19 protein-coding genes and 2 tRNA genes are annotated in these 24,122 nt (G+C 46.0%); 5 read left to right on the forward strand and 16 right to left on the reverse strand.

Annotation, left to right across the window (positions count from 1 at the left end; translation table 11 throughout):
- The first annotated feature begins 47 nt into the window (after nt 1-47).
- Nucleotides 48-129, forward strand: a tRNA-Leu gene (locus tag BACPLE_RS14685).
- A gap of 73 nt (nt 130-202) precedes the next feature.
- Nucleotides 203-1,561, forward strand: coding sequence for an MATE family efflux transporter (locus tag BACPLE_RS14690; RefSeq protein WP_040313262.1), 1,359 nt, complete (start codon nt 203-205; stop codon nt 1,559-1,561).
- Between the two features lie 208 nt (nt 1,562-1,769).
- Here BACPLE_RS14690 and BACPLE_RS14695 read toward each other — a convergent pair whose 3' ends face one another.
- The 8 genes from BACPLE_RS14695 to BACPLE_RS14730 all read right to left on the reverse strand — a co-directional run bounded on the left by BACPLE_RS14695 (nt 1,770) and on the right by BACPLE_RS14730 (nt 6,972).
- Complete coding sequence (locus BACPLE_RS14695) at nt 1,770-2,234, reverse strand: ExbD/TolR family protein (protein WP_007563361.1); 465 nt, start codon at nt 2,232-2,234, stop codon at nt 1,770-1,772.
- A 2-nt stretch (nt 2,235-2,236) separates the two neighbouring features.
- The gene (locus tag BACPLE_RS14700; protein WP_007563363.1) at nt 2,237-2,824 is read right to left on the reverse strand and encodes an ExbD/TolR family protein; all 588 of its coding nucleotides are present in this window, start codon (nt 2,822-2,824) and stop codon (nt 2,237-2,239) included.
- 42 nt (nt 2,825-2,866) lie between these two features.
- Nucleotides 2,867-3,331, reverse strand: a complete 465-nt coding sequence (locus tag BACPLE_RS14705; RefSeq protein ID WP_007563365.1) for a hypothetical protein — start codon at nt 3,329-3,331, stop codon at nt 2,867-2,869.
- A gap of 8 nt (nt 3,332-3,339) precedes the next feature.
- On the reverse strand, nt 3,340-4,140 hold the full coding sequence (locus tag BACPLE_RS14710; protein WP_007563367.1) for a MotA/TolQ/ExbB proton channel family protein: 801 nt from the start codon (nt 4,138-4,140) through the stop codon (nt 3,340-3,342).
- A 62-nt stretch (nt 4,141-4,202) separates the two neighbouring features.
- Nucleotides 4,203-4,290 (reverse strand) — tRNA-Ser (locus BACPLE_RS14715).
- A gap of 138 nt (nt 4,291-4,428) precedes the next feature.
- Nucleotides 4,429-5,220: a TatD family hydrolase gene (locus BACPLE_RS14720; RefSeq protein ID WP_007563369.1), complete on the reverse strand. Its 792-nt coding sequence runs from the start codon at nt 5,218-5,220 to the stop codon at nt 4,429-4,431.
- A gap of 4 nt (nt 5,221-5,224) precedes the next feature.
- Nucleotides 5,225-6,208, reverse strand: coding sequence for a polyprenyl synthetase family protein (locus tag BACPLE_RS14725; RefSeq protein WP_007563371.1), 984 nt, complete (start codon nt 6,206-6,208; stop codon nt 5,225-5,227).
- A gap of 77 nt (nt 6,209-6,285) precedes the next feature.
- Nucleotides 6,286-6,972 carry an energy transducer TonB gene (locus BACPLE_RS14730; RefSeq protein WP_007563373.1) on the reverse strand — a complete coding sequence of 229 codons (687 nt, stop codon included), beginning with the start codon at nt 6,970-6,972 and terminating at the stop codon, nt 6,286-6,288.
- Nucleotides 6,973-7,387: 415 nt separating this feature from the next.
- Between BACPLE_RS14730 and cmk the strand changes: the two genes are divergently transcribed.
- From cmk to pfkA, 3 genes are all read left to right on the forward strand, one after another.
- The gene (cmk, locus tag BACPLE_RS14735; RefSeq protein ID WP_007563375.1) at nt 7,388-8,086 is read left to right on the forward strand and encodes a (d)CMP kinase; all 699 of its coding nucleotides are present in this window, start codon (nt 7,388-7,390) and stop codon (nt 8,084-8,086) included.
- A complete protein-coding gene (locus BACPLE_RS14740; RefSeq protein ID WP_007563377.1) occupies nt 8,073-8,936 on the forward strand; it encodes a 4-hydroxy-3-methylbut-2-enyl diphosphate reductase in 864 nt (287 codons plus the stop codon). Before cmk ends, BACPLE_RS14740 begins: the two co-directional genes overlap by 14 nt.
- A gap of 78 nt (nt 8,937-9,014) precedes the next feature.
- Entirely contained in the window at nt 9,015-9,995 is a 981-nt protein-coding gene (gene pfkA / locus BACPLE_RS14745; RefSeq protein WP_007563379.1) for a 6-phosphofructokinase, read from the forward strand.
- 86 nt (nt 9,996-10,081) lie between these two features.
- Here the strand turns inward: pfkA and BACPLE_RS14750 are convergent, their stop codons facing one another.
- The 8 genes from BACPLE_RS14750 to BACPLE_RS14785 form a co-directional block, all read right to left on the reverse strand.
- Complete coding sequence (locus BACPLE_RS14750) at nt 10,082-11,422, reverse strand: ABC transporter substrate-binding protein (RefSeq protein ID WP_007563381.1); 1,341 nt, start codon at nt 11,420-11,422, stop codon at nt 10,082-10,084.
- The gene (locus BACPLE_RS14755; RefSeq protein WP_007563382.1) at nt 11,419-12,210 is read right to left on the reverse strand and encodes an ABC transporter permease; all 792 of its coding nucleotides are present in this window, start codon (nt 12,208-12,210) and stop codon (nt 11,419-11,421) included. The genes BACPLE_RS14750 and BACPLE_RS14755 overlap by 4 nt, the downstream gene beginning before the upstream one ends.
- Nucleotides 12,204-13,001, reverse strand: a complete 798-nt coding sequence (locus tag BACPLE_RS14760; protein WP_007563384.1) for an ABC transporter permease — start codon at nt 12,999-13,001, stop codon at nt 12,204-12,206. Before BACPLE_RS14760 ends, BACPLE_RS14755 begins: the two co-directional genes overlap by 7 nt.
- A complete protein-coding gene (locus BACPLE_RS14765) occupies nt 12,998-14,398 on the reverse strand; it encodes a polyamine ABC transporter ATP-binding protein (protein WP_007563385.1) in 1,401 nt (466 codons plus the stop codon). Before BACPLE_RS14765 ends, BACPLE_RS14760 begins: the two co-directional genes overlap by 4 nt.
- 120 nt (nt 14,399-14,518) lie before the next feature.
- Entirely contained in the window at nt 14,519-15,625 is a 1,107-nt protein-coding gene (meaB, locus tag BACPLE_RS14770; RefSeq protein ID WP_007563386.1) for a methylmalonyl Co-A mutase-associated GTPase MeaB, read from the reverse strand.
- An 8-nt stretch (nt 15,626-15,633) separates the two neighbouring features.
- Nucleotides 15,634-16,719: a DUF1573 domain-containing protein gene (locus BACPLE_RS14775; protein WP_007563387.1), complete on the reverse strand. Its 1,086-nt coding sequence runs from the start codon at nt 16,717-16,719 to the stop codon at nt 15,634-15,636.
- A gap of 141 nt (nt 16,720-16,860) precedes the next feature.
- A complete protein-coding gene (locus tag BACPLE_RS14780; protein ID WP_007563388.1) occupies nt 16,861-22,470 on the reverse strand; it encodes an alpha-2-macroglobulin family protein in 5,610 nt (1,869 codons plus the stop codon).
- 185 nt (nt 22,471-22,655) lie between these two features.
- Nucleotides 22,656-24,113 (reverse strand): aminoacyl-histidine dipeptidase, encoded by a 1,458-nt coding sequence (locus tag BACPLE_RS14785; RefSeq protein WP_040313324.1) that lies wholly within the window; start codon nt 24,111-24,113, stop codon nt 22,656-22,658.
- Nucleotides 24,114-24,122: the final 9 nt, after the last annotated feature.

The following is a 24,122-nucleotide window of genomic DNA, read 5'->3' on the forward strand; positions in this document are numbered from 1 at the left end:
TTCTTCCTATCTTTGTCCTCGCAAAACAGAAATACATATTTCTGCATGCGCCTGTGGCGTAATTGGTAGCCGCGCCAGACTTAGGATCTGGTGTCGTGAGACGTGTAGGTTCGAGTCCTATCAGGCGCACACGAGAATGGATTTAATAAAACCGAAAAAAAGGTTTATTAAATCCATTTTTATTTATGTTCCAATTACCACTATGCAGACCAGTCGCACGCAGGACCTTACTTCAGGAAGCATCACACAAAGCATGCTCAACCTTGCCTATCCGCTTATTTTAGGAAACTTGCTCCAGCAAGGATACAATATTGCCGATACATTCATCATCGGAAGGACATTGGGCGCAAAAGCCTTAGCCGCTGTGGGGTCCTCATACACACTCATGGTCTTTATCACCTCCATCTTTATCGGATTATGCATGGGATGCAGCGCATTGTTCTCCATGCGCTACGGAGCCAAGGATTATGAAAGCCTGAGACGTACGCAAGTTGCTTCCCTGCTGATTACAGGAACTTCCACACTGATTATATTCGCTTTCTCCTGCTACTATATACAAGATATTATCGCACTTATGCAAACCCCACAGGAGTTGCAGGATATGACCTACGACTACCTGAAAATCATTTTTATGGGAATCTGGTTTGTTTATCTTTATAATTACTATGCGTATCTCCTACGTGCATTGGGTAATTCACTGACTCCTCTCATTTATTTAGCCGTTTCCGTGGTATTAAACATCGTGCTGGATATATGGTTTATTGTGAAACTTCATTACGGAATAGAAGGAGCTGCGGCAGCGACCATCATTTCCCAGGCAGTTTCGGCCATTGGCTTATGCTTCTATTGCTGGAAAAAGGTTCCAGAAACCAGATTTTCCAGAAAGGATTTCAAGGTCAGCAGGCAGCTCCTGAAACAAGTCTTCTCATACGCTTCACTGACCTGCATTCAGCAATCCGTCATGAATTTCGGTATACTCATGGTTCAAGGCCTTGTCAACAGCTTCGGCACAGCCGTCATGGCCGCTTTTACAGCAGCCGTAAAGATTGATTCGTTCGCCTATATGCCTGTACAAGATTTCGGGAACGCCTTCTCTACTTTCACTGCACAAAACTACGGAGCCGGCAAAAATGCCCGCATTCTGAAAGGTATAAAAAGTGCATTTGGAGTAACCACTCTCTTCTGCCTGCTTCTCTCATTGGCAATCTTCCTGTTTGCACCGCAACTGATGCAAATCTTCATCTCTCCTGAAGAAACGGAAATTATCCGTATCGGTACTGAATACTTGCGGATAGAAGGCAGTTTTTACCTCGGTATTGGGTATTTATTTTTATGGTACGGATTCTACAGAGCCGTCTGCAAACCGGAAATGTCCATCATTTTAACGATTCTCTCTTTAGGAACCCGAGTGGTGTTGGCCTATGCACTGGCTGCCATCCCTTCCATTGGTGTACACGGCATCTGGTGGTCAATCCCTATCGGATGGGCATTAGCCGATATATATGGCTGGATGTATTACTGGAGGAAGAAGAATACTATGCTTTCCTTCCCTACCAAATAAAGATATAACTTTATATCCATCTTTCTATCACTGAAAATAGTATATCCTCGTATCAACATCGGGAGCTACACGCAAATAGTCAGCCCCGATACTCCTGCCATCTCTACTCTTCAGCCAAGTATCATCCAACTCAAACTAACACATAGAATAGATACACAAAAAAAGGCCGCCTCATAAGAGACAGCCTTTTTTCATATTTATAAAACTATTACTGACGCTGAGTAGCTGAATAGTTAATCTTCAGTGCGTATGCCTGACGAAGAGCCTGTTTTACTTCTGTTACGATACCCATCTTGGTTTTTGCATCCACCTTCAGGGAAACAGTCATAAACGGTTTATCTTCCTCTTTCATGTTTTCACGTTCCTGATAGATGTAGTCCTGAACTTCTGAAGATTCAGCGAATTTATCGTTCAACTGAATACGGTCGGTAGTACCCATCTTTTTCTGGAACTCCGGCATCGGTTTACCGATGTAGATGAAAGACACCAAAGATTTCTTTTCCAATTTTTCCAACTCTGTAGCCTGAGGAACCTTGAACTGAACCTTCAATGTAACTTCACGCATGGTTGTTACAATCATGAAGAAGAACAACATGGTAAAGATAAGGTCAGGCAAAGAAGAGGTATTCAACTCCGGCATGCCACGCTTACCAGTCTTATTAAATTTTCCCATGATTATTTTCCTCCATATTTTTTAGGTTCTGCTTCAGAAATCTTCTGCGGATAATAGTCTGTGATAGCTTTCTGTTCATCTTCAGAACATTCAGCGAATGTTTTGCCGAACTGAGACTGAGCCAATTCGTTACGCAACTCATTGTAAGCTGCTACCAATTCGTTCTGAACCTGAATATAAGCATCGTAGCTAGTACCCACGTCATTCTGTACAGAGATTACATGCTTTTCTGTAATCATTACGTCACCGAAGAACGGAAGATGTTTTGCATGCTTTTCAGGCAAGTTCTCATCGTTATTCGGATTGGCAATGAATTCTTTTGCCTTTTGTCTCAACTGTCTGATATCAGACCATTCTCCACCAACCATCAACTGGTCGTCTTTGTTCAAACGAACCTGAAGAACGTTTCTTTCCTTTACAATAATATCATCTTTCTGCTCCTTGTTTTCAGGCGGAGGCGGCAAACGTCTCGCCAAACCACGGTCAGTATCCATTGATGTTGTAATAAGGAAGAAAATAAGCAACATGAAGGCAATATCGGCCGTAGAACTTGAGTTAATTCCGGGCACTGATCTTTTCTTTTTTGCCATTTGACTTACTCCTTATATTTTAATTAAACTTCAATGATGATATTATTTCTTCAAAATTCCAGACAAGTTAATCAATGTACCGATAGCAGCTAAGCCGAACAATACATAAGTAGAGTACAGCAACATGTCTGTTACCTTCAACATGGTTACATTGGTATATTCTGTACCACCACCCATAATTACAGTTTCAGAAGAACCGATATTATAAGTAACGATCAGCAATACGATTAAAAGAATCAGTCCGATCAAAGACTTGATAGCACCTTTCGGATTGTCTTTCAAAGCTCCACCAAACTGTGCGATAGCTCCTACGAGTGTAGCAACCACAGTTACCGCAAACATACCGTACATCAGGTACATCAGGGCCTGTGTATAAGCCGGTTCAACCAAACCAGCTGCATTTGTTTCGCTGTATCCTACTCCGTAGAACATGCCCAACACTACCAAGATCAGTGCGATGCATACATAGAATACGTAGTATGATACTTTGTATGATAATTTAGCCATTGTTCTTATTATTTTTTGTATTTCAAGTTGTACTTCATGATCATATCAAGCAATGTGATAGAAGAATCTTCCATCTGGCTTGTAATAGCTTCAATCTTAGACAAGATATAGTTATAGAATACCTGAAGAATCAAAGCAACGATCAAACCGAAGATAGTAGTAATCAAGGCCACTTTCATACCACCTGCTACAACTGTCGGAGAAATATCACCAGCCTGCTGGATTTGGTCGAACGCCATAACCATACCGATTACAGTACCCAAGAATCCCAAAGACGGAGCCATAGCGATGAACAATGTGATCCAAGAGCATCCTTTTTCAAGGTAACCAGCCTGAACACCACCGTAAGAAACAACTGAACGTTCAACTACGTCCAAACCTTCGTCGATTCTCATCAAACCCTGATAGCAGATAGAAGCAACAGGACCACGAGTGTTACGGCAGATTGTCTTAGCACCTTCTACATCACCTTTTTCCAAAGCAGCTTCAATTTTAGCCATCAATTTCTTCACGTCAACTTCAGCCAAGCTCAAGTAAATAATACGTTCAATACAGAAAGCCAAACCAAGTACCAATGCGATAGCAACCAAAGACATGAAGCCTGCGTCACCTTCGATAAACTTAGTCTTTAATTCTTTGTGCAAACCACCTTCTTCAACAACTGCAGGTGCTGCTGCTTCATCAGCTGCTGCTACTTGTTCTGTCTGAGCCGGAGCTGCTGTAGCTGTAGAATCCTGAGCCATAGCTGTCTGAGTCATTCCAAATGAGAGGACTCCCATCACTGCAAGAATTGCAAATAACTTTTTCATTGTGTGTCTAATTTTTAAGATTAATTAATTAATAGTTTGTTAATTGTTTTTCTCTTTTTTCGCGGAGAGAACGGGATTCGAACCCGTGATACGCTTTTGGCGTATACACGCTTTCCAGGCGTGCCTCTTCAACCACTCGAGCACCTCTCCTTTTTACCATCAGTCGGGGAGATATTTCAGTTATTTTTATACCCCGCGCTGATTTCAGTCACAAATGTATTCTTTTTTTTCGTCTTACATAACATCAAGCCTGCAAAAGTTTATTTTTGAAGTCGAAATTAATAAACTTTAAAAACTTTTCTCCGCATTTGTGAAGACTTTTAAAGCATTTTCTGTAGTACGGGAAGCAATTTCCGACAAAGGTACTCCATAGATTACCGAAAGACATTCTGCCACCTTCACCAGATTTGCACTTTCATTCCGTTTGCCACGATAAGGCACAGGTGCCAAATAAGGAGAGTCGGTTTCGAGCACGACGCGCTCCAAAGGCACATTCTTCAATACTTCGGGAAGGGTACTTTTTTTGAAAGTAACTACTCCGTTTATACCTAACATAAAAGATTCGTACTCCAACAGCCGTTCTGCATCTTCACTAGTGCCCGTGAAACTGTGGAAGATTCCCCGCAAGGCTGTATGCTTGTAACCCGACAATACCTCCAGCAGTTCCGGATAAGCTTCCCGGCAATGTATAATCAGAGGCAGGTCGTATTCCAGTGCCCACTTCACCTGTTCTTCAAAGACAATCATCTGCTCCTCACGGAAAGTCTTGTCCCAATACAAGTCAATACCCACCTCACCGATTCCATAAAAGCGATGAGAAGAAGAAGTCAGATACCCTTTCACTTTTTCCAGACGTTCCTTCCAACCGGCATCTACCGATGTGGGATGAAAACCAATCATCGGATAGCAGCAATCGTGCGCCTCACACAGCTTGAGCATAGCCTCGACCGTCGTATCATCAATGTTAGGCATAAACAAGCGGGTCACTCCTGCTTCGACTGCACGAATCACCGCCAGTTCACGGTCGGCATCAAACTCTTCGGTATAAAGATGGGTATGAGTATCAATCAGGGCGTTCATATCTTTACAATTTACGGTCCATTAAATGACAAACAAACTTCTTCAGTTCTTCTTTAAGAGAGGATTCCACGTTTACCTTATCCAGCAACTCCAGCCCTTCCTTATAATAGGTATCAATGCGAGCCTGACAAAGTTCAGGAACTCCTACCTTATTATATAGAGCTGTAACCGACTGGATTTTTTCTTCAGCCACGTAGTCCGTAGCACGAAGCCAGTTCAGTAATGTTTCCTTATCTTCTCCTTCAGACAAGCTCAAGGCGGTAATCAGCATAAAGGTCTTCTTATTGCAAAGAATATCTCCTCCAATCTTCTTTCCAAAGACAGCCGGATCACCATACACATCCAGGTAATCATCCTGCAACTGGAAAGCCAGTCCCATCTTAATGCCAAAATCATAGAGCAACTGCGCATCCTTTTCGGGAGCACCTCCCAAGATGGCACCAATTTTCAAGGCTGCCGCAAGCAACACGGAAGTCTTCAGACGAATCATTTCGATATACTCGTCGACCGTCACATCCAGACGATGCTCGAACTCCATGTCCCACTGCTGTCCTTCACACACCTCAAGGGCGGTACGGCCAAACACTTCCATCACGCGTTCCACACATTCAAGCGGACATTCCTTCATCATGAACTGATAAGCAAGAATCAGCATTGCATCCCCGGAAAGGATAGCCGTATTCTCATCCCATTTTTTATGTACCGTAGGCTTGTTGCGTCGCATATCCGCCTTATCCATCAGGTCATCGTGCAGCAAAGTAAAGTTATGGTAGGTTTCAATGCCTGCTGCCTGTGAAAAGATACGGGTCACATCTTCCTTATATAAATTATAAGCCAATAGCATCAGCACCGGACGCAAACGCTTTCCGCCCAACCCCAATACATACTCAATCGGATCATAAAGTCCCATCGGCTCCCGCATATAAGAAAGGTTTCCGATATATTCGTGAATCTGCTGTAACAATTGTTCGCTTGTCTGTTGTTTCATGGAAATGTAATTTAAGATAAGAGAAAAAAGAAAGGCTGCAAAAATGCAGCCTTCACTTTATTATAACGGTCAATAGATTACTGCAACTTAAAGGTTACAGGCACGGTATATTTTACACGTACAGCTTTACCACGCTGCTTACCTGGTTTCCATTTCGGCATCATCTTGATCACGCGGAGTGCTTCCTTATCCAAGTACGGGTCTACACTACGCATAACCACCGGGTCAACGATAGAACCATCCTGGTTAACCACGAACTGGATGATTACACGTCCCTGTACACCGTTTTCCTGTGCGATAGTCGGATACTTGATGTTCTTACCGATGAACTTCAAACATTCAGCCATACCACCCGGGAATTCCGGCATTTCTTCTACCACCTGGAAAATCTGCTGTTCTTCCGGTTCTTCTTCTTCTACTTCAACCGGTACATACTTGATTTCCACAGCCTGGTTGTTTTCTTCACTTGACTGGATAGTAGATTCTTCTACGTTTGCATCATTTTCTGCAATCTGAAGAACTTCTTCCACTTTCGGAGCTTCAGGAGGAGGAGGTGCCTGCTTCTGTTCTTCCTGTTCAGTGATAGGAATCATTTCCTCTTCAAAGATTGGTTCGGTGATACCGGTATCGGTAGTGACCTGCTTGTCACGTTCTGTCCATTCGAACGCTACAAACATCGCTGCCAAAATCAGTACGAAACCTACCAATAACCACGTGGTCTTTTTGCCCTCGAGGTCCGCTTTCGGCGATTTCTTGACTTCCATAAATGTGTTTATTAAAGGTTAATACTCTATACGTGGCAAAGGTAGCATAATTCCCCGAAACTCCGACACCCCAACATGAAAATAATGTAAAACAATGCATATTTTTTATTTCCACTTGAAATAATCAGCATATCGCCTTACGTGTTCTATGTTTCCCTGTGCGGAAACGTAGGGTTCACGCAGGGAAAACCTACGTTTCCGCCATGAGAAACATAGGTTTTCCGGAAAAGAAATGTAAAAAACACAAACAGGTATCCGAATCATTGCTACAACGTTTTTTTTCATCTCTGGAATTCCAAACGAATTTCTACCTTATATTATGAAGAGACTCCAAAAACTTTATCCAAAACATCCGATATACAAAGGATTTACACTATCTTTGTCAATGCGAAATCTATTTTATCGAAGCCGAAACATGAAAAAAATTATTATTGCCATCGACGGATTCTCTTCCTGCGGGAAAAGTACCATGGCTAAAGACTTAGCCAAAGAAATCGGATACATCTATATAGACAGCGGCGCCATGTACCGGGCCGTTACACTGTATTGTTTGGAGAACGGATTGTTCAATGACGACGGAAGCATCCAGGAAGAAGCTCTTCGCCAGCAGATGGGACAAATTCAGATTTCCTTCCAGCTCAACCCGGAAACCCAGCGCCCCATGACCTTCCTTAACAGGAAGAACGTAGAAGAACGTATCCGTACCATGGAAGTCTCTTCACATGTCAGCCCAGTGGCAGCACTCGACTTTGTGCGCAAAGCCTTAGTTCAGCAACAGCAGGAAATGGGCAAAGAAAAAGGAATCGTGATGGACGGAAGAGACATCGGAACAGCCGTATTCCCGAATGCGGAACTGAAGATTTTCGTGACAGCCTCTGCCGAAATCCGCGCACAGCGCCGTTACGAGGAACTGAAAGCTAAAGGTCAGGATGCTTCGTTCGAGGAAATTCTTCACAACGTGGAAGAACGCGACCGCATCGACCAGAGCCGGGCAGTAAGTCCTCTGCGCAAAGCTGACGATGCGATTTTGCTGGACAACAGTCACCTGACCATTGCCGAACAAAAAGAATGGCTGAAAGAACAATTTGAAAAAGCTGCACATGCATCACATTGAAATAGATAAGGACTCTGGGTTCTGCTTTGGAGTGACAACTGCCATTTCAAAGGCAGAAGAAGAACTGGCAAAGGGTGTACCTCTGTATTGCCTGGGAGATATTGTACACAACGGTCAGGAGTGCGAACGACTGAAGGAAATGGGATTGATTACCATCAACCACGAAGAGTTTGCCCGACTGAAGAATGTAAAGGTCTTATTAAGAGCACATGGAGAACCTCCTGAGACTTACGAACTGGCCCGGAAAAACCACATCGAAATCATCGATGCCACTTGTCCGGTAGTGCTGCGCCTGCAAAAAAGAATCAAACAGGAGTATGACACTACTCCCAGTGATAAAGACAGACAGATTGTCATTTACGGTAAAAACGGCCATGCGGAAGTGTTGGGACTGGTGGGCCAAACCGAAGGCAAAGCCATCGTCATCGAGAAGCTGGAAGAAGTCAGCAAACTGGACATGAACAAAGACATCCGCCTGTATTCGCAGACGACCAAATCGCTCGACGAATTCCGCCAGATTGTGTCCTACATCGAGGCCCACATTTCACCGGAAGCATCCTTTCAGTACTTCGATACCATCTGCCGTCAGGTAGCTAACCGCATGCCGCATATCCGGGAGTTCGCCGCCAGCCACGACCTGGTATTCTTCGTTTGCGGACATAAGAGTTCCAACGGGAAAATCCTCTTTCAGGAATGCAAGAAAGTCAACCCCAACTCTTACCAAATTGACAAACCGGAAGAGATTGACAAGGCCTTATTGTCACATGCACATTCCATTGGAATCTGTGGAGCCACCTCTACCCCTAAATGGCTGATGGAAGCGTGTAAAAAAGTTATAATGGACGAATAATAAAGAAGAAAATCAGTTACAATATAAATTCATATTTGTACTTTTGCTTCATAAAAATCAAACTAACAACTAACAATTATGGGAACTATTAAATGTATTGGTATTCTTACATCCGGAGGAGATGCTCCCGGCATGAACGCCGCAATCCGTGCAGTCACCCGCTCTGCCATCTACAACGGATTACAAGTTAAAGGTATCTACCGTGGGTATAAAGGATTGATTACAGGAGAGATCAAGGAATTCAAGACTGAAAATGTCAGCAATATCATACAATTAGGAGGTACCATCCTGAAAACAGCTCGCTGCCAGGAATTCCGTACACCGGAAGGCCGTCAGATAGCTTATGAAACTATGAAACGTGAAGGTATCGATGCACTGGTAGTCATTGGTGGTGACGGTTCGTTGACCGGTGCCCGCCTGCTGGCTCAGGAATTTGATGTACCTTGTATCGGATTGCCCGGTACCATCGACAACGACTTGTATGGTACGGACACAACCATCGGATATGACACTGCCCTAAACACAATTTTGGATGCAGTAGATAAAATACGTGATACCGCTACTTCACACGAACGTTTGTTCTTTGTGGAAGTAATGGGACGCGACGCCGGCTTCCTGGCATTGAACGGTGCCATTGCTGCGGGTGCTGAAGCTGCCATCATTCCGGAATTCAATACGGAAGTGGACCAGTTGGAAGAATTCATCAACAACGGTTTCCGCAAATCAAAGAGCAGCTCTATCGTACTGGTAGCTGAAAGTGAAATCACTGGTGGAGCCATGCACTATGCAGAACGTGTGAAGAACGAATATCCGCAGTACGACGTACGTGTAACTATTTTAGGACACTTGCAGCGTGGTGGACGCCCGACCGCACACGACCGTATCATTGCCAGCCGTATGGGAGTAGCCAGCATCCAGGCCCTGATGGAAGGTCAGCGCAACGTCATGATTGGTATCGAAAACGACCAGATTGTGTATGTTCCGTTTGCCAAGGCTATCAAGAACGACAAGCCTATCGACCGCGAACTGGTTAGCGTATTGAACGAGTTGTCAATCTAACAGAACATTCCATATAAAGAATCCCCCTTCAAAAAGCATTTAAACGTCTTTTGAAGGGGGATTTTTGTATACTGTATTTTCTTCTTTTATTTTCTCCGGCGATTTCTGCGGTGCGTACGTGTATGACGTTTATAACGTATCCAGCGGCGGCGAATCTGCCAGGCGCTCAGTCCTACTACCACCAAAAGAATCAGAATCACAATCCCGCTATTCAGGTTGTCGCCTTTTACGCGCGACCAGATTTCCAATACATCTACCGTCTTGTCTCCAAAGTCACGTATCATGGCACAACGGGCTATCACAGACTTATCGGGATACTGTGTGTTACGCAGCTTCACCTTCTGTGCCTCCGGACCGAAGAAATAGCTGGCATCGACTTCCTTATCCAAGGTAGAATCAATGCAAGCTTCCAGAATTTCCGGAGCTGCAATGGCACTCACATACCCGTTCTCCTCCATGTTACGCAAAGCGATATCCGGCCTACAAAGGAAGTTGATAAAATAGCTGGCTGCCTTAGGATTCTTGGCATACTTAGGAATTACCCATCCGTCGTACCACACATTGCTACCTTCTTCCGGAATGGTATAGGCAAGGTCCACTCCTACCGTTGCCGCTTCTTCCATGGCCCACTGTGCATCTCCGCTCCAGGTCATGTTCATCCAGGCCTTTCCTTTGGTCATCATTTCCTTACCAAAGTCTGCTTCCCATCCGGCCACATTTGGCTTCAACAGTTTCAGATACTTTTCCACCGAGTCCATAGAAGCCGGTGAATAGTCGTTCATCAGGTCAGCCACACTGCGGGTACTGTCTTTCAAATCCTCGCGATGCGCATACAGCAAAGCCATGCCGTACGAATCGCGATAGGCATCCTTCATCAGAATCTTGCCGGAAAAGCGTTTCTCCCACAGGCACCCCCATGACTTCAGGTCTTTTTCGGAAACAAACTGCTTGTTGTAAAGCAGTCCGGCCGTCCCCCACATATAGCACACGGCATAACGGCTGGCCGGCAAATCGCCCTTCACCGTCAGTTTATCTATCTGCTGACGGATATAGGGTGCCACTCCGTTCATGTAATTGGGTGAATGAGCAAAAGTCGTATCAATAGGCTGCAACAAGCCTTTGTGCAGCATTCGTTCGATGATATACTCGGAAGGACATACCACATCAAAGTCTTCATGCCCTTTCTCAATTTTTGTCAGCATGATTTCGTTGATATCAAACGTCTGATACACGATGCGGATATCTTCTCCCGTCTGTTCCTTATAATATTCCTGAAAATCTTCCAGCACGCCTTCACCTATGTAGTCTGCCCAGTTGTACACCTTGAGCACATTTTCGCGCGATTCATTGGCGTTGTAGCATCCTGTCAACAGACAGCACATACAAAAAGCCACCCACCAGTTCCACCTTTTCATCTTCTGTTTCATTTATTCTTTGCTTTGTCAGCTCTACGGTTAATAATAATCAGCAGCACCAGTATCACCACAAAAATCACGGCCGACAGCGGACGAAGCTCCGGCGTCAGACCACCCTTACGGGCATCGGCATAAATATAGGTAGAAAGCGTTTCCAGTCCCTGATTTCCGATGGTAAACACCGTCACCGCAAAATCGTCGATGGAAATGGTCAGTGCCAGCAGGAATCCGCTTACCATTCCCGGACGGATTTCCGGAATAATCACTTTCCACAAAGCCTGCATCGGAGTAGCTCCCAAATCGAGTGCGGCCTCATACAGGTTCGGATTCATCTGCTTCAGACGCGGCAACACACTCAGCACCACGTACGGAGTACAGAAGGTAATGTGTGCCAGCACTACGGTGGTAAATCCCTGGGTAATGCCTAATGACACAAACAGCAGGAACAAGGAAATACCGGTAATAATATCTCCGTTCAATATAGGAATGGTATTGATGAATCCCATGGCTTTCCGGCTGCGAGCCTTCAGGTTATAGATTCCGATGGCAGCCACACTTCCTAACAAAGTTGATACCGTCGCAGCAATAAAGGCAATGGCTATTGTATTTATCAGCGCATTCATCAGGGAATGATGCGCTCCGGTATTACACAACGAGCGGTACAGGTTGAGCGAAAAGCCGGTCCAGTTGCCCAATACTTTTGCATCGGTAAAGGAATAAATCACAATAATCAATATCGGGGCATACAGCAACAACAGCAATACCCAAAGATAGGTCTGCATCAGCACTTTCTTTACCATACCTGTCCTCCTTTCTCTGAATCACTCTTTTCATCAGAACTAAAGAGTGAAGTGGCCGCAATCAGGAACAGCATAATCAAGGAAAGAGCTGCTCCATAATTCCACATACTGTTGTTGATATTCTCCTGAATAGTCGTACCAAACAACTTGATGTTGTTCATGGTCAGCAATTCTGCAATAGCAAAAGTAGAGATGGTCGGCATGAACACCATCATGATGCCGCTCACTACTCCAGGCATGGACAGAGGAAATACCACCTTCCAAAATACCTGGAAAGAATTGGCTCCTAAATCCTGGGCTGCTTCCACATAACTCGGGTCCATCTTCTGAAGGGTATTGTAAATCGGATAAATCATGAAAGGAATGAAGTTATAAATCATTCCGAATATCAACGCTCCTTCTCCTAAAGGCAGACTGGCAAAGTCGAACAAAGCTACGGTAGCCAGCGTACGTATCAGGATGTTGACCCACATCGGCAGGATAAACAGCAGAATCAGCGTACGCGAATAGCTTGAGTTACTGCGGCTCAGAATCCAGGCCGCCGGATACCCCAACACGATACAACCTATCGTTGTCAGTATGGCTATACCGATGGAATAAATAAAGGTATTGACTGCTTCCGGATGAGCCAGGAACTTCCGGAAGTTTTCAAGTGTCATACGACCTGCATCATCGGTAAATGCATATACCACAATCAGCAGAAGTGGAACAATCACAAAAATGACAGAGAAAATGAGATAAGGAAGTGTCCAGCTTCGGCGTGAAAGAAAAAACAAACGCAGTTTATTCATCGTTCCTCCTGTTTTACACGTACCCTAATATCTTCAGGAGCAATGGAAATGCCCACACGGTCTCCATCATCCCACACATCGTTCGTATCGACAAACACATTCTCATCCCAGTCTGACCATACCGTCAGGTGGTAATGGTTTCCTTTGTACAAAATAAACTTGACTTCTCCGGTCAGCATGCCGTCTTCTGCATTGTCCAACAAATTGATTTTTCCGAAATCCACGTCTACCAGCACATCGCCCAACGGCACTTTCTGAAGGTCCACCGGTGCACACTCAAACTCACATCCCAAGAATTCCACATGAGTTTCATCGATAAGCTTGCCTTCAAAGGTATTGCAGATACGCTCTTTCTTCATGATGTGAATATCAAACGGCTTGACCAGCATACCCACTTCGGTTCCGGCCTCGAAAGCGTGATAATCCTGCACCACAAACTCATAGCCGTGGCACAATACCACCATTTCATAGTGTACTCCTTTAAAAATACAGGACTGTACGGTACCACGAAGCTGTGCCATATCCGACACCGGGAAAATATACAAATCCTCCGGACGAATCACCACATCCACCGGTGTGTTTTCGCCGAATCCTTCGTCCACACATTCAAAGTCACGGTCACAGAAATGTACCAACTTATCTTTCACCATGACTCCGTTCAGGATATTACTTTCTCCGATAAAGTCGGCCACGAACGAGTTAATCGGCTCATTGTAGATATCGGTAGGGGTGCCAATCTGCTGAATACGCCCCTCGCTCATCACCACGATGGTATCACTCAATGTCAGGGCTTCTTCCTGATCGTGCGTCACGTACACAAAGGTAATGCCCAGCGTCTTGTGCATTTCCTTCAACTCCATCTGCATGTCCTTACGCATCTTCAGGTCAAGTGCTGCCAGCGGTTCGTCCAGCAACAACACTTCCGGCTCATTCACAATGGCTCGGGCAATAGCCACACGCTGCTGCTGTCCACCCGAAAGCGAGTTGACATCGCGGTACTCATAGTCGGTCATGCCCACCATCTTCAGGGCAGCTTTTACTTTTTTAAGTACCGTATCCTTTGGCATCTTTTTCAGTTTCAAGCCAAAAGCGATATTGTCATACACATTCAGATGAGGGAACAAGGCATATTTCTGGAAAACCGTATTGACAGGACGCTTGTGAGGAGGAGTCTGGGTAATCTCCTCCCCTGCAATACGAATCACCCCTTCCGAAGCGGTCTGAAATCCCGCTATCAGGCGCAGCAAGGTCGTCTTACCGCATCCCGAAGGGCCCAAGATGGTTACAAACTCTCCCTTTTTGATGGATAAATTGATATTATCCAAGGCTGTTTTTTCACCAAAAAACTTTGATACACCCTTTACCTCTATAATAGGTTTAATTTCACTTTGCATCATTTCTTGAAAATTAGTTCGCAAAGTTACATATTAATTCATTTCACAAGGCATATCACCCTTATTTTTCTTCCTTATTTTTAATTAGTCCAATAGAAACAGGCCGTTTTGAATATTTATTCATCACTCCTGCTTCAATCCGGAGAAGTACATTCCCAGTAGTTTTCTGGCTGCCGAGAAAGACGTTGCCCGTCCTTCCAGTACATCTTTTTCCTGCAAGGGAAGCAAGGAAGCGATTTCCGGATTCTGATAGAAGCTGTCGCGCAAATGCTCATTGATGGTTTCATACATCCAGTATTTGGCCTGCTCATTCCGACGGTGTTCAAAATAACCGTTCTTGCGAACGAAGTCGATATAGGCATACACCATATCCCAGATTTCCTTGACACCGATATTATAGAATCCGGAATACGTCAGCACCTGAGGAGTCCATCCGGATTCGGGAGCCGGGAAAAGATGGAGCGCATTACGGAAATGCGTAGCCGCCAACTGTGCCTTCTCTACATTGTTTCCATCGGCCTTGTTGATAATGATACCATCGGCCATCTCCATGATACCGCGCTTGATACCCTGCAACTCATCGCCCGTACCGGCCAGTTGAATCAGCAGGAAGAAGTCTACCATGGAATGTACGGCTGTTTCACTCTGACCTACTCCCACAGTTTCGACAAAGATTTTATCAAATCCGGCAGCTTCGCACAAGATGATGGTTTCACGGGTCTTACGGGCCACACCGCCCAATGAGCCAGCCGAAGGACTGGGACGGATAAAGGATTTAGGATGTACCGACAATTTTTCCATTCGGGTCTTGTCACCCAAAATACTTCCTTTGGAACGTTCACTGCTGGGATCTATGGCTAACACGGCCAACTTTCCTCCTTTTTCTTCGAGCACATGCAGTCCGAATACATCAATCGATGTACTCTTTCCAGCACCAGGCACTCCACTGATACCGATACGGATAGAATTACCCGAATAAGGGAGGCATTTTTCAATGACCTCCTGTGCCAGCACCTGATGCTCCGGCTTGACACTTTCTACCAGCGTGACCGCTTGGCTCAGCATGGTCACATCGCCTTTCACGATACCTTCCACATACTCGGCAGCAGAATACTGACGACGTTTAGGTTTCTTTCTCAGATTCAGATAAGGATTAACAATGGAGGGTTGTTCCACTCCCTGGTTCACAGTTAACCCCTTATAAGCTTCGTTGTTTTCGGGGTGTTCCATAAAAGTTTTTATTTTTCGGACGATTTCAGCCGGGCTTTCACACGGATGGTAATCATCGGTTGGTTAGGATCATCAGTAATCATCAGGACACGGGGCGTACCTTTCACACGATGAAGGTTCTGTGCCAGAACAGTAATCTTCATCTTGGTCGATTCACCCGGTTTCAGTACTCTCTTTTTCAGTTTCACGGCCAAAGCCATGCTGAACACCTGCATATCTTGAATATTCAGGTCAGAGCGACCTGTATTTGAAATGACAATCGTCTGTGACTTCTTTTGGTTAGGTTTCAAATCCACAAATTCCAGTTCCTTAGCCGACAACGTAATCTGAGGAGGATTGTTTTTCTGCTGTTCGGTCAGCTTTGAGAAGTCAGGCAGCAAGGCCACAGATACAGGTATTTCATTCTCACTGCCAACTTTATCGCCCGGGAAGCGGGACAGATAAACAGAAGCGCGTGTAATACCTAATTTCGGCAATTTCTCAGAATCCAGGGTCACCAGAATCTTTCCGGTCTTTCCACGTCCCAATTTTTCAGGTTCAGCCTTTGCTTCCAAATAAGGAGGAAGGTGCATCAGCACAGGTGAGTAAGCCTTATTGGAAGTATTGGCCACTAACAATTCAATGACCGGACGGTCTCCCTTATTGACAGATTTAAAATCAAGTTCATCCTGTGTCAGCCGGATGGCACCGATAGCATAAGGATGCGTAAAGGAATAGTTCTTGGCATCGGCTGTCACCTCTCCGTTAAAATCCAGGTAAATGGGCAGAGAAGCTGCATTGCAATACACACCCACGTCTTTATAGAAATGTCCGATGGCTTCTGCATCGAACACCACCGTAATCTTTCCTTTTCCTCCGGCAGGTACAGGTTCTTCTGTCCATTGTGCCTTGGCACATCCACAGGAAGTCGTCACATTGGAAATAACCAGTGGCTTGTCTCCCGTATTAGTAAACTGATAAGTCACAGTTGCCGGAGTGCGCCACAACACGTAGCCCAAGTCCTTAGTAGTCATATCAAAGGATATTTTAGGCTGAGCCCATAAGGATATGCAAGCGACAACACACAAAAAAAGAAGGGTATATATTCGTTTCATTGATTTTATTCTTTCTAAATTACGGAAACAAAGATAGGGAGAAAACGGAAACAAGCAAAATCAAGTCTGAAAATTTATTTTCTCCATAACCTCAGAAATTTGTAAAAATGTCCGAACCGGAATCCCGGCCCGGACGTGATTTTATTCGATATATAATGTATATCCTTCCGTATGACTGCCAAACTCAGGAGCGTATACTGACTGTATTTCCGATGTACCTACCTGATATACTCCAGAACGGTCTACATGCACTTCATATTCAATGACGTAAGTTCCTTTCCGCAAGTGATCCATAAAGAAGGTCGTCGCCGCATCACCACTTACCCGATACCGTCCCAAGCCATCGGACCATTCGTAGCCTGAGATTTGCCGCACTGGTTCCATACAAGCTGCACGCTCGTCTTTCAAACATACAAAATCCATATCCCGGTCGGCACGGAGAGTCAGGCGTACCGTCAACTTATCGCCTACTTGCAACTTTTCTTTGGCAGACAAGGTCTTACCTTTATATATATACTCACGTGAAACTTGCAGGCCCTTTCCTTCAAATGCCTTCACACGGTCCATATCTTCCAGATATTGTGCATATACAGCCCCCCATCCGGCAACTTTTCCCGTATGACTTACAGTCAGCGTCTTCACCTCCGCCTCCGCTCCACTTAACGTATGGCTGATACAGCCCAGTCCATCTTTCGGAGTTTCCAGTGTGACATTGCCTGCCACCGCCTGCATCTGTCCGGACTCCGTCAATGCCATGCCATCTGACAGCAAGGCATACACCGCATCCGCTGTAGCCAATGGCGTATTCCAGCACTGCACCTGCTTTTGCTTCAGCAACCAGAGTTTCATTTCCTCCAACATCTTTTCATCCTTCTCCACACACTGAATAGCTTCCATAGCAGCCACCTGCGTCGGAATGCGATAACCGTTCCATGCGTATCCGGCTTTCGGCGTATCAAAATAACGTCCCATTTCCGGTGTCACTACCGTATATTCCTTAATCGAGCGTACCAGTATTTCTGCCTGCGTACGTTTTCCCTGTGCCTGCAGAATCCGGGCAATCAATGCCTTCTCATAAATGGAATAAGTAGCAGAACGTTTTTCCAGTTTGGAGGTCATGTATTCCTTTGCTGCCTTGTTTACTTTTTCTCCTGCCATCGCATCCAGTGATGCTATATACAGATACCTCACCGCCTGCTCACTTGGCCATTGCGGGCTTTTGTTACGAGCCTCGTTTTTTTTCAGGTTCTCATATTCCTGACAGAAAGCATTTTCCAGGTAATTCAGACCTTTCAAGTACATGCCGGCCACTTGCGCATCCGCCATGATATGCATGGATTTCAGCCGGGCCAGCAGTTCCACCACTTGCGTAGTAACCAACCGACTTCCCTGCATGCCGTTAAACCAACTCCAGCTTCCATCCCCTTTTTGCAAGGCCTTCAATTTTTCCACGGTCTGCCCCATGCGGTAATTCATCGTATTCAGGTCGAACAACAATCCAATCCGTTGTTTCTGCTCCTGTTCATCTGCCGCCTGAGCCAGCCAAGGCGTTTCGGCCAGCAACAAGCTTTTCAGTTCCTGGTTTTTCTCCAGTTCACTCCACAACGTTTCTTTCTTTACTCCCTGCTTTTTCCAGGCTTCAAACACAGGCTGAATCTGCGGATTCAGTTCCACAATTTTCCGTGCCACCGCATTGGCGTAGTAAGCCGAAGCCCAGGAGAACGCATCGTCCTGCTGCGGATTTCCTACTACCGGAAGTGCCTGTACAGCATACCATATCGGAGTAGAAGTCAGTTCAATGGTCAGCTGCCGGTTCTGGGCCGTCTTGCTCTGTCCGTTAAACAAATCCTTCAGGCTCACTTCCTGAGATTCCCCGCCTTTCACCTGCAAGGACAAGGTTTCCGTCATCCATTGCTTGTCAGTCAGCACAGGAAGATAATGCTGTTCTCCGTCACTAAACTCACCGGCCTCTGCCTTCATCCGGCAAATCAATACCTCGCCATCCATATTTACCGGGAAAGTAAAACGTACACTACCCGTTTCTCCTGCCTTCACCTGAAAATCCTGCACTGCCTGATACACCACACTTTCATCCATCGGATTCACCAATTCCAGGCGTACTGCCCCTTTCACCTTTTCTGTTGACAGATTTATCAAAGAAGCTGCCAGTGAGGTTTCATCCCCTCTACGAAGGAAACGAGGCAAGTTAGGCTGAATCATAAACGGTTTTTCGGTCCGGGTTTCTGCCTGCAGGAGTCCGTAATCCATGTGGCGGGTATGTGCCAGCCCTCTGAACTTCCACTGCGTCAATGCATCTGGTACGGTAAATACCAATCGCACGGTTCCGGTTGAATCTGTACGCAAATCAGGATAGAAGAAAGCCGTTTCTGCAAAATTCTCGCGTAAAGTCATTGTCTGTTCCGTTTCCAAAGGAATCGTTTCAGACTGAAGTTCTACTTCTACCACTCCATCGTCCTGCGTGAACCCCGCCTGCGCATTCAAAGCCTCATCCGCCCTCATGGCATCTGGTGCTGCAGCCGCAGCCTTCATCATGATTCCTGCTCCGCGTACAATCAAACCGTTTCGAGAGAAGGTTCTATACTGACGCAAAGAAGGAATCCACAACCGGCTATACAACTGCCAGTTGTCAGGAGTATATACAGAAGACAATGAATAAGTATAGAAAGGTGAATAAGCCATCGCGATACTATTCACTGACTGAATAAACGGCATGACTGAAGGAGTATATCGGCTGAAGCCCAACTGGAAATTCCACGGGTTATCCCACAAACGGTCGAGCGAAGCATCATACAAGGTAGCCAGCAAACGAGCATCCGCCGGTTTGCCTGCCGCATCCAGAATCTGCATGATCCAGGTTTCTTCTGTGCCCGGACGCAAACGGTCACGGAAGACCTCCCACTTCAATGTCAGTTTTTTCTCCGGTACCGGACGTTTCAAAGCGACTTGCTTGGAATACCAGATACCGTCTTTCATAAATCCAAAGCTGACGGTGATTCCATCGCCGTATTCCGGCCGCCACGTATAATCAAACGGACGGATTTCCTCGTTCAGCACAAACGAGTCAGAAACCAACATCCGGTTGCCACTGTACACATGATAGAACAAATGTACATTCTTTTCACTGCTACCCACATACAAGGTCACCGGCTGCGTTTCCTCCAACTGTGTACCGTCCTGATAGAACCATTCCACAGTCTTTACCGGAGGAACCCGGTCTTTTAACGAAAAGAGTACAAACTCCTGCTCTGCACGACAAGGACGCCCATGCTCATCACTGGCGGTTACCTCCAGCATGTATTTTCCGGAGGCCAACTTCTTCCATGCTTCCGGCTGGAAAGGCTGTCCGGATTTCACCGTATCCACCCATACTGTTTGTTGCTTATTTCCAGCCTCATCCAATGCATAAAGCGAGCAGACCACATCCAATGCCACAGGCTGTTGCTGCATGTTCAATGCCTGCACCTGCATCTTATCCAGTTTCTCACGAGCCACTTTTCCGGCCAGTCCCTTTATCTGTAATCCGATGGCATGTTCACCCACCGGAAGCACCAGTACACCTTCCTGCGTTTCACCGGCCGCATCCGTCACTTCCACCTTCACCTGATAACGATAGAATCCGTCCCAGCCTAAAGAGACTTCCGCATCCGGACGTTCCAGACAAACCTTCACCGCAAATGTTCCGTCGGCTGAAGTCATCAGTTCACCCTCTGCCAACTGTTGTTCTCCTGCCATGTTCCGCCAGAACCAGGCCTTTGAACGGGTCAAGGTATAACGCACCTTACCGCCCTGCACCGGTGCACCGGAAAACTTTTTCGCCGTACCTTCCAGCTGCAAGGAATCCCCCATCGTGTAAGCTTCCTGCACTTCCTTCCAAGTGACTTCAAACGTCGGACGCTTGTATTCTTCCACCCGAATATAACAGGAAGCCTTGTCCGATTCTATACGGAACATGCCGGCCAATGTTTCCGAAGGCAACTGGAGTTCCGCTGAAAATGCACCGAAGTCATCCGTAGTCAATTCTTTCCGAGCTATCTCCCGGTTATTGGCATCCCGCAAGGCCAGCCAGATGGCCGCATCTTTGCGTACCTCTACACTATCGCCTTCCTGCGTATAAGCCACTCCGGACACATACACCGTCTGCCCCTTGCGGTACAGCGCACGGTCGGTAAACAAATCCATGCGGTCCACCTTCTTCTTGCTGTCATTGACCGTCGGCAACACCCTTCTGGACCAGTAAGCCACCTGCATAAACTCATCCTTGCCTGCACGTGCATGCATCCACAATGATTCTTTCATGTCTGGCACTACTACCTTGCCCTGCTTATCAGTTTTAAACGTCTTATATAAGGTATAATTGCCTGGCACAGGAATGGAATAGAACACCAATTCTGCCCCTGCGGCCGGCTTTCCTGTCTTACAATCCACCACATGACACTCCGTCTGCCTTCCTTCCATCGGGAAAGAAACCACCTGCAATGCAGACAGATGCACTACATCGTATCCCGTTTTATCCTGATAGCCGTCGGGGATTGATTTCAATATATAAATCCCCGCCTCGGGCATCCGGCTGGTCAGCACAGAAACCGTATCCTTGTACGTAGGAGTATCCGGCAAGTCCAACCGCACTTTATCCACCAGTGTACCATACTTCTTTATCAGGTCCGCATGCTCCAGATTCTGTGCAAACACAGAAGAAGAAGCCTTCAGGTTCAGTCTATACCATTCCAGTGTCGCCCCTCTCAGGTTCTTGCTGGTAACACGAAGTTCCGCTTCCGTCTGCGGATAAGGATGAGTTACCTGCACCGAGAGCGACGGCATGCACACTATTCGCTGCTTATCTTTCAAATCGGCCGTGAATTCTGAAGAAGGATACCGTTTTATTCCTTCTTCTATCACCTTCATTTCGGACACGAAGTCTTGTTTCTGATGATAGAAATCAGCCCATGACACATACAACGCCGCACAGGCATCTACTCCTTCATAGGCTTTTGCCCACGCCTGCAACTGCTCCAGCACCTGTTCGTCAGACAGCTGTTGCGGATACCTCCATCCATTACGCTGCCAGTACATCAATCGCTCCAGACGTGTCAATAATTCCGCGTCACGATTTCCTGCCGCCTCGTATTGCGCAATCAACTTTTCATACTTGTCGAACACTGCCAACTGTACGGCCTTGCTTCCTCCCCCATTCCATAGAAGCTGAAAGATGGACTGGCGCAACAGCAAATCGTACATATTGTCACCGAAATAGCGCTGGCTCCATTTGCCCTGTTCAGCCATCGGACGAAAATCGGTCGTAGCTACGCCCAGCAAAACCTCCTTATCCTTTACTGCCCGGTCAAACTCATACAATGCACTGTCCACTTCCTGAGGAGCGGATTCCAACTTATAGTATCCTGACAGAAACGACAACACGGCTTTCTGCAAAGGATCGTTCTCCTCTGCAGCCCATGCATTCAGTCGACAAAGTTCATGCTGCAAACTGTCCGGTGTCAGCCCTACCTGACATTCCACCCGCGAAAGATATGCTTTCAGCATCTGCGGAGCATTCTTCTCCTTCCTTGCCTTTTCATAAATCTGGTTCACCTGTGAAATCAAGGTCTGCGGCAAATCCTTCTTCCGGGTTTCCTCTACCTCCTTCCAAAGACGGTCGTAACTCTGAGCTATCCCCGCCAAAGGGAACATAAAAGCCAACAATCCCGTGGCACATATCAAGAATAGTCTGTTCATAATTTCCAATTTTAAGTTTTACAAGGTTGTCTTTATAAAGATAAAACCAAAACCCTGATTTACTGCACAGATTTTCATTAAAAGAAGTAAAACCACAGAAAATCGAAACAAAAAAAACGGAGACTGCCCCTTTCCCTTTTACGGGAATCGGACAGTCTCCGTATCTATTTATCCACTAACGAATATTACTTTTTCGGTGTATTTTCCAATGTAGCCAGCAAGAAATCATAGAACTTCTTCACAGACGGCACGTGGCAGCGTTCTTCTGGTGTATGCGGGCACTGCAAAGTAGGACCAAATGAAATCATATCCAGTCCTGGTACAACCGCACCAATGATACCACATTCCAGTCCGGCATGAATCACTTTCACTTCCGGTGTTTCACCAAACTGTGCCTTATAAGATTCCTTCATGGCATGCAGAATCGGAGAGTTTACATCCGGTTCCCATCCAGAGTAGCTGCCAGAACGTTCTACGTGCATACCTGCCATAGAGAAACAGCTTTCGATAGCCGTATTGCGATAGTCCTTCATTGATTCGCGAGAGCTGCGTGTCAATACCTTAATGGCAGCCTTTCCATTGCCGATTTCTACGATAGCCAGGTTAGAAGAAGTTTCCACTGTATCCGGAATAGTCGGGATGAAACGTTCCACCCCATTCGGACATGCATAAATCGCATCCACCAAGTTATCACGGATTTCTTCCGGCACCATCATCTTCGGCAAGTCCACACGTTCTGCCGTAAAGCTGATATTGTCTTCAATGGTTGCGAATTCATCACGCCATACCTGTTCGCATTCACCCACGAATGCCAGCACATCTTCTACCTCCGAAGCCGGTACGGTAATCACCACTTCACATTCACGCGGAATGGCGTTGCGCATGTTTCCACCTTCCCATGACACCAGACAAGCCTCATCGTAAGCAATCACCTGGTTCATGAAACGAGCCATCAACTTGTTGGCATTAGCATGTCCCCAGCCAATCTGAATACCAGAGTGGCCACCGCGTAATCCCTTCAGTGTCACCTTCAGCGCCACGTCTTCCGGATCTGTTTCTTCTTCCTTATATTCCAAAGTAGCCGTCAGGTCTTCTCCACCTGCACAGCCAATATAAAGTTCACCTTCTTCTTCTGAATCCAGGTTCAGCAGGATTTCTCCTTCCACCGTGCCCTGTTTCAAGCCGAATGCACCATACATACCGGTTTCTTCATCGGCAGTAATCAGCGCTGTCAGCGGACCGTGCTTCAGGGTCTTGTCTTCCATAATAGCCATAATGGCTGCCACACCCATACCGTTGTCTGAGCCTAATGTAGTACCTTTAGCCTTCACCCATTCGCCGTCTACATAAACCGGAATAGGATCTTTTTCAAAATCATGCTGTGTATGTTTGTCTTTCTGAGGAACCATGTCCATGTGAGCCTGAAGGATGACAGACTTCCGGTCTTCCATACCCGGAGTGGCCGGTTTGCGATAGATTATGTTTCCAGCCTCATCCTGAAATGATTCCACACCTACCTGCTTGCCGAATTCCAGCAAGAAAGCCTGAATTTTTTCCAAATGTCCAGACGGACGAGGAATTTGCGTCAACGAATAGAAATGCTTCCACACATTCTGCGGAGCCAAAGAAAGAATTTCGTTCATATTATATTT

This window comes from Phocaeicola plebeius DSM 17135, assembly GCF_000187895.1.
GTDB classification, from domain to species: Bacteria; Bacteroidota; Bacteroidia; order Bacteroidales; family Bacteroidaceae; genus Phocaeicola; species Phocaeicola plebeius.

Coding starts and splice junctions, on each gene's coding strand:
- BACPLE_RS14690 (WP_040313262.1), top strand. CDS start 203: ATGCAGACCAGTCGCACGCAGGACCTTACTTCAGGAAGCATCACACAA.
- BACPLE_RS14695 (WP_007563361.1), bottom strand. CDS start 2,234: ATGGGAAAATTTAATAAGACTGGTAAGCGTGGCATGCCGGAGTTGAAT.
- BACPLE_RS14700 (WP_007563363.1), bottom strand. CDS start 2,824: ATGGCAAAAAAGAAAAGATCAGTGCCCGGAATTAACTCAAGTTCTACG.
- BACPLE_RS14705 (WP_007563365.1), bottom strand. CDS start 3,331: ATGGCTAAATTATCATACAAAGTATCATACTACGTATTCTATGTATGC.
- BACPLE_RS14710 (WP_007563367.1), bottom strand. CDS start 4,140: ATGAAAAAGTTATTTGCAATTCTTGCAGTGATGGGAGTCCTCTCATTT.
- BACPLE_RS14720 (WP_007563369.1), bottom strand. CDS start 5,220: ATGAACGCCCTGATTGATACTCATACCCATCTTTATACCGAAGAGTTT.
- BACPLE_RS14725 (WP_007563371.1), bottom strand. CDS start 6,208: ATGAAACAACAGACAAGCGAACAATTGTTACAGCAGATTCACGAATAT.
- BACPLE_RS14730 (WP_007563373.1), bottom strand. CDS start 6,972: ATGGAAGTCAAGAAATCGCCGAAAGCGGACCTCGAGGGCAAAAAGACC.
- cmk (WP_007563375.1), top strand. CDS start 7,388: ATGAAAAAAATTATTATTGCCATCGACGGATTCTCTTCCTGCGGGAAA.
- BACPLE_RS14740 (WP_007563377.1), top strand. CDS start 8,073: ATGCATCACATTGAAATAGATAAGGACTCTGGGTTCTGCTTTGGAGTG.
- pfkA (WP_007563379.1), top strand. CDS start 9,015: ATGGGAACTATTAAATGTATTGGTATTCTTACATCCGGAGGAGATGCT.
- BACPLE_RS14750 (WP_007563381.1), bottom strand. CDS start 11,422: ATGAAACAGAAGATGAAAAGGTGGAACTGGTGGGTGGCTTTTTGTATG.
- BACPLE_RS14755 (WP_007563382.1), bottom strand. CDS start 12,210: ATGGTAAAGAAAGTGCTGATGCAGACCTATCTTTGGGTATTGCTGTTG.
- BACPLE_RS14760 (WP_007563384.1), bottom strand. CDS start 13,001: ATGAATAAACTGCGTTTGTTTTTTCTTTCACGCCGAAGCTGGACACTT.
- BACPLE_RS14765 (WP_007563385.1), bottom strand. CDS start 14,398: ATGATGCAAAGTGAAATTAAACCTATTATAGAGGTAAAGGGTGTATCA.
- meaB (WP_007563386.1), bottom strand. CDS start 15,625: ATGGAACACCCCGAAAACAACGAAGCTTATAAGGGGTTAACTGTGAAC.
- BACPLE_RS14775 (WP_007563387.1), bottom strand. CDS start 16,719: ATGAAACGAATATATACCCTTCTTTTTTTGTGTGTTGTCGCTTGCATA.
- BACPLE_RS14780 (WP_007563388.1), bottom strand. CDS start 22,470: ATGAACAGACTATTCTTGATATGTGCCACGGGATTGTTGGCTTTTATG.
- BACPLE_RS14785 (WP_040313324.1), bottom strand. CDS start 24,113: ATGAACGAAATTCTTTCTTTGGCTCCGCAGAATGTGTGGAAGCATTTC.